This window comes from Micromonospora sp. NPDC004336, from assembly GCF_053602615.1.
Genome location: NZ_JBSGDY010000073.1, coordinates 22785 through 28784 on the forward strand (window position 1 = coordinate 22785; position 6000 = coordinate 28784).

At 74.3% G+C, this 6000-nt stretch carries 7 protein-coding genes; 4 read left to right on the forward strand and 3 right to left on the reverse strand.

Translation table 11 applies throughout. The features are described from left to right. Positions 1-20: 20 nt before the first annotated feature. From ACWENR_RS17035 to ACWENR_RS17045, 3 genes are read left to right on the forward strand one after another with little or no spacing between them, the layout of a single operon-like run. A complete protein-coding gene (locus ACWENR_RS17035) occupies positions 21-392 on the forward strand; it encodes a hypothetical protein (protein ID WP_452277940.1) in 372 nt (123 codons plus the stop codon). Continuing rightward, a complete protein-coding gene (locus ACWENR_RS17040) occupies positions 389-1051 on the forward strand; it encodes an STAS domain-containing protein (protein WP_452277941.1) in 663 nt (220 codons plus the stop codon). The genes ACWENR_RS17035 and ACWENR_RS17040 overlap by 4 nt, the downstream gene beginning before the upstream one ends. Positions 1052-1097: 46 nt before the next feature. Further along, positions 1098-1397, forward strand: a complete 300-nt coding sequence (locus tag ACWENR_RS17045) for a BON domain-containing protein (RefSeq protein WP_452277942.1) — start codon at positions 1098-1100, stop codon at positions 1395-1397. Positions 1398-1530: 133 nt separating this feature from the next. Here ACWENR_RS17045 and ACWENR_RS17050 read toward each other — a convergent pair whose 3' ends face one another. Together ACWENR_RS17050 and ACWENR_RS17055 are read right to left on the reverse strand one after the other, a co-directional pair. Continuing rightward, positions 1531-2370 carry an NAD(P)H-binding protein gene (locus ACWENR_RS17050; RefSeq protein ID WP_452277943.1) on the reverse strand — a complete coding sequence of 280 codons (840 nt, stop codon included), beginning with the start codon at positions 2368-2370 and terminating at the stop codon, positions 1531-1533. Positions 2371-2471: 101 nt separating this feature from the next. Then, entirely contained in the window at positions 2472-3221 is a 750-nt protein-coding gene (locus ACWENR_RS17055) for an Fpg/Nei family DNA glycosylase (protein WP_452277944.1), read from the reverse strand. Between the two features lie 85 nt (positions 3222-3306). Here ACWENR_RS17055 and ACWENR_RS17060 point away from each other — a divergent pair, with 85 nt between their 5' ends. Then, a complete protein-coding gene (locus ACWENR_RS17060; RefSeq protein ID WP_452277945.1) occupies positions 3307-4383 on the forward strand; it encodes a spore photoproduct lyase family protein in 1077 nt (358 codons plus the stop codon). A 71-nt stretch (positions 4384-4454) separates the two neighbouring features. Here the strand turns inward: ACWENR_RS17060 and ACWENR_RS17065 are convergent, their stop codons facing one another. After that, on the reverse strand, positions 4455-5786 hold the full coding sequence (locus tag ACWENR_RS17065; RefSeq protein ID WP_452277946.1) for a WD40 repeat domain-containing protein: 1332 nt from the start codon (positions 5784-5786) through the stop codon (positions 4455-4457). Between the last annotated feature and the right edge of the window lie 214 nt (positions 5787-6000).

Below are 6000 nucleotides of genomic sequence, written 5' to 3' on the forward strand. Positions count from 1 at the left end.
CCGTCCGGAGGAGGGAGCAGATGACCGTCGCCGGTCTCGTCACCGCGCTCGCCGTCGGGCTGCTCGTCGCCGCGGCGGGCTGGCTGGCGCTTCCGGGCCGGCGGGACGTCCCGGCGTGGTTGGCCCTGGTGACCGGGATCGTCACCGCCGTCCTCGGCCTCATCCTGGCCCGCATCGCCGGCCTCGACACCGGCCGCGCCGGCGTGTGGGACGTGGCCGTGCCGGCGGGCTCCGCCGCCCTCGGCGTCGCGCTCGTGGCCGTCACGGCGGGCCCCCGGCACCCGCCCGCCCCCGCCGACCCGACGCGGCCGGATCCCGATCCCGCCTCGACGCCGCCGGTCGCGGGCCGGCGGGTCGCGCCGCCCGACCTCCCGTGGAGGAAGACACCATGACCGTCGTACCGGACGACAACTCGATGACGCTGATCTGCGACAGCTGCGGAGACGTGACCACGGGAACCGCGTGCGTCCTGCCGGACGCCGAGGTCGTCTGGACCCTGGTCGCCGAGCACGGCTGGAGCGGCTCGCCCTTCGCGACGGGCCCGCACCGCTGCCCCCGCTGCAGCCTGCTGAGCCCCGCCCCCGGCCGCGCCGGCGGGACCGGGCGGGCTGACGAGGTGCCCGGCGGGGTCCTGGGAGTGGACCACCTCGACGACGTCGCGGTGGTGACCGCCGCCGGCGACATCGACGTCGACGCCGCCGACGGCCTGCGGGCCGCCCTGCGGCAGGCGGTGGACATCTGCGGGCACGTCGTGGTCGACCTGACCCGGGTCCACCTGATCGACGCGGGCGGGCTCGGGCTGCTCGTCCGGGCCCACCGCGACGCCCGGGAACGCGGCGCCGTGCTCTGCCTGGCCGCCCCGTCCCGCTTCATCCTCACCGTGTTGCACACCATGCGGCTGGACGGCCTGTTCCCGGTCTTCGCCAGCCCCGAGGAGGCCGTCCGGCGGCTCTCCCCGCCCGGCTCTCCCGCCGGCCTGACGGCCACCGTGGCCGCGCCCGACCGGGCCGGTCGGCCGGCCACGACGGCCTCCGACACGCTGGCCCGCTGAGCCCCGACCACCGCACCCGCCCGCCCCGTCGAGAGGACGCATCCCGATGCGCATGCCCTGGCCGTACCCGGACGAGGGCGCGTTCCGCCCCGAACCACCCCGGCCCGCCCCGGACGACGAGGACGCCCGGCTCGCGGCGCTGGTCGCGCAGCGGCTGAGCAGCGACTGGACCACCCGACGCCAGCAGATCGTGGTGACGGTGCAGAACCAGGTCGTCATCCTCTCGGGCGTCGTGGCGGGCCCGGACACCCGCCAGGTGGCCGGCGAGCTGGCCTGGGACGTCCAGGGCGTGGTCGACGTCTGCAACGCCCTGCGGCTCGCCGGCCCCCGCCGGTCCCGCCGCTGACGGGCCCCGGTCCGGGCCGAAAAGAGGTCCGAAACGCGGTCCGGCGTTCGGCCGGCCGGGGCCACGCGCCCGGTGGTGGCCCACGCCACCTGTGGCGAGAGCGTCCCCGGGCGGGAGCGCCGCGGGACGGGTGTCAGGCGGCCCAGACGCCGGTCGCGGCCGTCGACCGGGCGTAGTCGGCGAAGTCCCCGGGCGCCCGCCCGAGCGCCCGTGCCACGCCGTCCGCCACGCTCTCGTTGCGCCCGTCGAGCACCTGCGTGAACAGGTATGTCAGCAGCGAGACCACGTCGGCGGGGACGCCGGCGCGGTGCAGCGCGTCGACGTACTCCTCGACGGAGACCGGGACGAACGAGACCCGGCGGCCGGCCGCCGCGGCGATCTCGCCCACCGCCTCGGCGAACGTCAGCAGCCGCGGACCGGTCACCTCGTACACCTCACCGGCGTGCCCGTCCGCCAGGAGCGCCGCCACGGCGACGTCGGCGATGTCGTCGGCGTCGACGAACGGCTCCCGCACGCCGCCGACCGGAAGGTGGAGCGCCCCGTCGCGGATCCCGTCGACGAACGGGCCCTCGCTGAAGTTCTGCTGGAACCAGCTCGCCCGCACGACGGTCCACCGGCCGCCGGCGCCGTCCACGACCTGGGCGACCGCCTTCTCGGCCTGTTCCGCCTCGGGCTCGCCCCGCCCGGACAGCAGCACCACCCGGCGCGCGCCGCTCGCCACCGCCAACCGGGTGAACGACTCCACGTCCTCGACCGCGCCCGGCACGGCCAGGTCCGGCTGGTACGACAGGTAGACCGCGTCCACCCCGGCCAGGGCGTCGGGCCAGGTGGACCGGTCCGCCCAGTCGAACGCGGGTGAGGCGGACCGGGAGCCGAGCCGCACGGGCACCCCACGGGCCGCGAGCCGGTCGGCGACGCGCCGACCGGTCCTGCCGGTGGCGCCGAGAACGAGAACGGTGTCGGTGTTCGTCATGCCGTCAATCCCACCGCAGCGGGACGGTGGCGACCATCGCCGCGAGGCGCGGGCGCATACGCGCGCGTCTCGCGCACCCCGGGGCGGCCCGTCGCTGGGGGTCAGGCCGCCGGCTGGTCGACGGGGCACGCGTAGGCGGTGCGCCCGCCCAGCTCCCACGTCCGCACCGGGGCGCCGCAACGCCGGCAGGTGGCCCGCTTGTAGACCCATCGCGCGTCGGGTGCCGCCGGGTCGCTGACCACCTGGCCGGCGTCGCGGCCGAGGGCCAGGTGCCGGACGGCCAGGTCCCACAGCCGGCGGGCGGTCGCCGGCGCGACGGGCCGGGCGGCGGGGTCGAGGCCGGCGAGGAAGAGCAGCTCGGCCCGCCAGGCGTTGCCGATGCCCGCCCACACCGCCTGGTCCAGCAGCGCCACGCCGACCGCCGTCCGGGCGGCGGTCAGCCGCCGCACGGCCTCGTCGCCGTCGGCGTCGGCGCGCAGCGGGTCCGGACCGAGCGAGGCCCGCAGCGCGCGTTCGCCGTCGGTCGGCAGCGGTTCGCAGCGGGTCGGGGCGATCAGGTCGTACGCGACGGAGGAGCCCGCCAGGCGCAGCCGCACACCCCGGCGCGGCGCGACGCCGGGGTCGTCGTGACGCAGGAACAGCCCCCGCATCCCGAGGTGGACGTGCAGGCCGGGGGCGCCCTCGACGTGGTAGAGCAGGTGCTTGCCGTACGCCTCCACGGACCGCAGCCGCCGGCCGTCGTACGGTCGGGTGTCCAGTCGGCCCTGCGGGCTGGACACGGCGAGGACCTGACCGGCGAGCGCGGCGTGCTGGTCGCGCGCGTACCGGTGGATCAGGTGGCCCTCGGGCATGCGGGCGGGGTACCCGGCGGCCCTGCCGGGAAACGGCGTCCACACGGCGGGAACATTGCCGATCGGTCCGTAGTTGTCCCCTTTCGTGACCGACGCTGCGCCGCACCAGCGGCTGCTCGACATCCGGCGGATCTACGTGGAGCCGGAGGCCGCCGCGCTGCCCCGGGGGCGGGCCGTGCTGGACCGGTTCCCCGACGCGGAGCGCGTCGAGGTGGAGAGCCACTCCCGCATCCCCGAGCTGTACGGGGACGAGACGAACGTGGCCCGGTGGGTGCGGATCAAGACCGAGGCGCTCGTGCTGGGGGTCAAGAAGTCGCTGACCGCGCGCCCGAACGGCCGGTCGGCCGACTTCATCGCGCCGTCCACGGCGAACGGCTGCGCGATGGCCTGCGCCTACTGCTACGTGCCCCGCCGCAAGGGCTACAGCAACCCGGTGACGGTCTTCGCCAACATCGACCGGATCACCGGCTACCTCGGCCGGCACGTCGGGCGGCAGGGCGTGAAGGCCGAGCCGAACCAGTGCGATCCCACCGCCTGGGTGTACGACATCGGCGAGAACTCCGACTGCTCGCTGGACGCCAGGATCTCCGACAACGTCCGGGACCTGGTCACGCTGTTCCGGGACCTGCCGACGGCGAAGGCCACCTTCGCCACCAAGCACGTCAACCGCGACCTGCTCGACTGGGAGCCCCGGGGCCGCACCCGCGTCCGCTTCTCGCTGATGCCGGCCCGGGACGCGAAGCTGCTCGACATCCGGACCTCCCCGGTCGCGGAGCGGCTGGCGGCGATCGACGACTTCGTCGCGGCCGGCTACGAGGTGCACGTCAACTTCAGCCCCGTCGTCGTCCGCGACGGCTGGCTCGACGACTGGGCGGAGCTGCTCGACCAGTTGGACGACGCGCTCGGCCCGCGCGCGAAGGCGCAGCTCGCCGCCGAGGTCGTCTTCCTGACCCACAACGACCGGCTGCACGAGGTCAACCTCGGCTGGCACCCGAAGGCCGAGGAACTGCTCTGGCGGCCGGAGCTCCAGCAGCCGAAGCGGTCCCAGACGGGCGGCTGGAACGTGCGCTACCGCACCGGCCGCAAGGGTGGGTACGTGGCCGCGCTGACCGACCTGATCGCGGCGAAGGCGCCGTACTGCCGCGTCCGGTACGCCTTCTGAGCGGCGCGCGCCGCTGATCCCTCATGTCGGACTCCGCCTGGGACCCTGCCGAGGACGTCGGCTGCCGGGGCTCAGTCCGGCGCGGCGAACAGGTCCGCCGGCGGTTCGGCGGGCATGCCGACCGGCACGATCCGAAGCTCCCCTTCGCCGCTGTCGTGCTCGAGGGCCAGCGCGAGCCAACGGCCGTCGGGCGACCAGCGGGCGTCGGTGACCTCGTGGCCGGGCCAGTGACGGACGACGACCTTCCCGTCCGAGAGCCGCCGCACGCGGACCTCGTCTCCCTCCTCCGACCAGAGGCCACCGGATCCGGAGAGGCACATGACGAGGTAGGCGCCGTCCGGGCTGACGGCCAGGCGTTGGGTCTGCTCCTGCTCGGGGTGGACGACGGTCTCGAGCACAGCTCCGGCCGCGGGGTCGATCACGTACAGATGCTCCCATCCCGCGGCGAAGAGGCGGGACTCGTCCGCGGTGAAGTCCGCGGTCACGATCGTCACCGGTTCCACGCCGCGCACGGGAACGGGATCGCCGTCGCCGGCCAGGAGGCCGATGCCCTCGCCGTCACCGAACTGCACCCGGTGGCGCCCGGTGCGGGAACGGGTGGTGCCGAGCTCCACCGGGGCGTCGACGAACGCGCCGGCGTCGACGTCGTACGCGGTCTGCTCGAGTTCCCCCAGCTCCACCTCGGTGAGCACGACGGTGTGCCGGCCGGGAACCCAGGCCAGACGCGGGGTGATCACCTGGCGCTCCACGGCGAGCCGGGCGTGCTCCGACCAGTCCGCGCAGTCGTAGATGACCAGTTCGGCCTCCGCGCCCTTGACGGCCAGGAACCGGCCGTCGTCCGAGAAGGCGATCTCGCTCGGCGCCGCCTCTTCGAAGGGGCGCAGGATGATCGGTTCGTGCACGTTCGGCACGTGTGGCAGTTCCTCGGCGCGCGGGCAGTCGGCGTCCATTGGCGTGAAGGTCTCGCCCCACGACTGGCCGGGCTTCACGTGCTCGATCCAGGCGGAGTCGGTGAACCGGACGACGTAGTCGGCCTGGACGAGGAGATGCTCGTTCTCCCAGCCTTCGTCCTCGTAGTAGAAGTCCGCGAGTTCTTCCCAGGCTTCGTCGGCGGGCGGGTGGTTGCGGATGGCCGTCCGTTCGACGTGCTCGACGAACCACCGGGCGTGTTCGGCGACCCAGGCCCGGTCGAGCGCCTGGTCGATCGAGACAACCCGGTGGATCGGGTGCTCCGGCCCGCTTCGGCCCCACATCAGGCAGAGGAAGAAGCCTGGGTCGTGCTCGGGTGGCTCGTAGTACTCCCGGGACGCCGTCTCGTAGTGGACGACGAACACGCGGAACTCGGCTTCGCGGCGTTCGGGGTCGACGCCGAGTACGCGGACCCCGTAAAGATCGGTCGACATGGCGCCAACCCTAGCGAATGTGATCTTAGCGATGCGAATTCGTTGATTCGGCCATGAGATCGGCCGCCGTCGAACCGGCAGCACGCCCGCCCGTTGGCATCACCTGGCGACCTTCCGGCCCTCTGTGCGGAAATGCGTTCAGGGCCACCCCGCATGGGGTGGCCCTGAACGAAAGATTGTCCGGCGGTGTCCTACTCTCCCACACCCTCCCGAG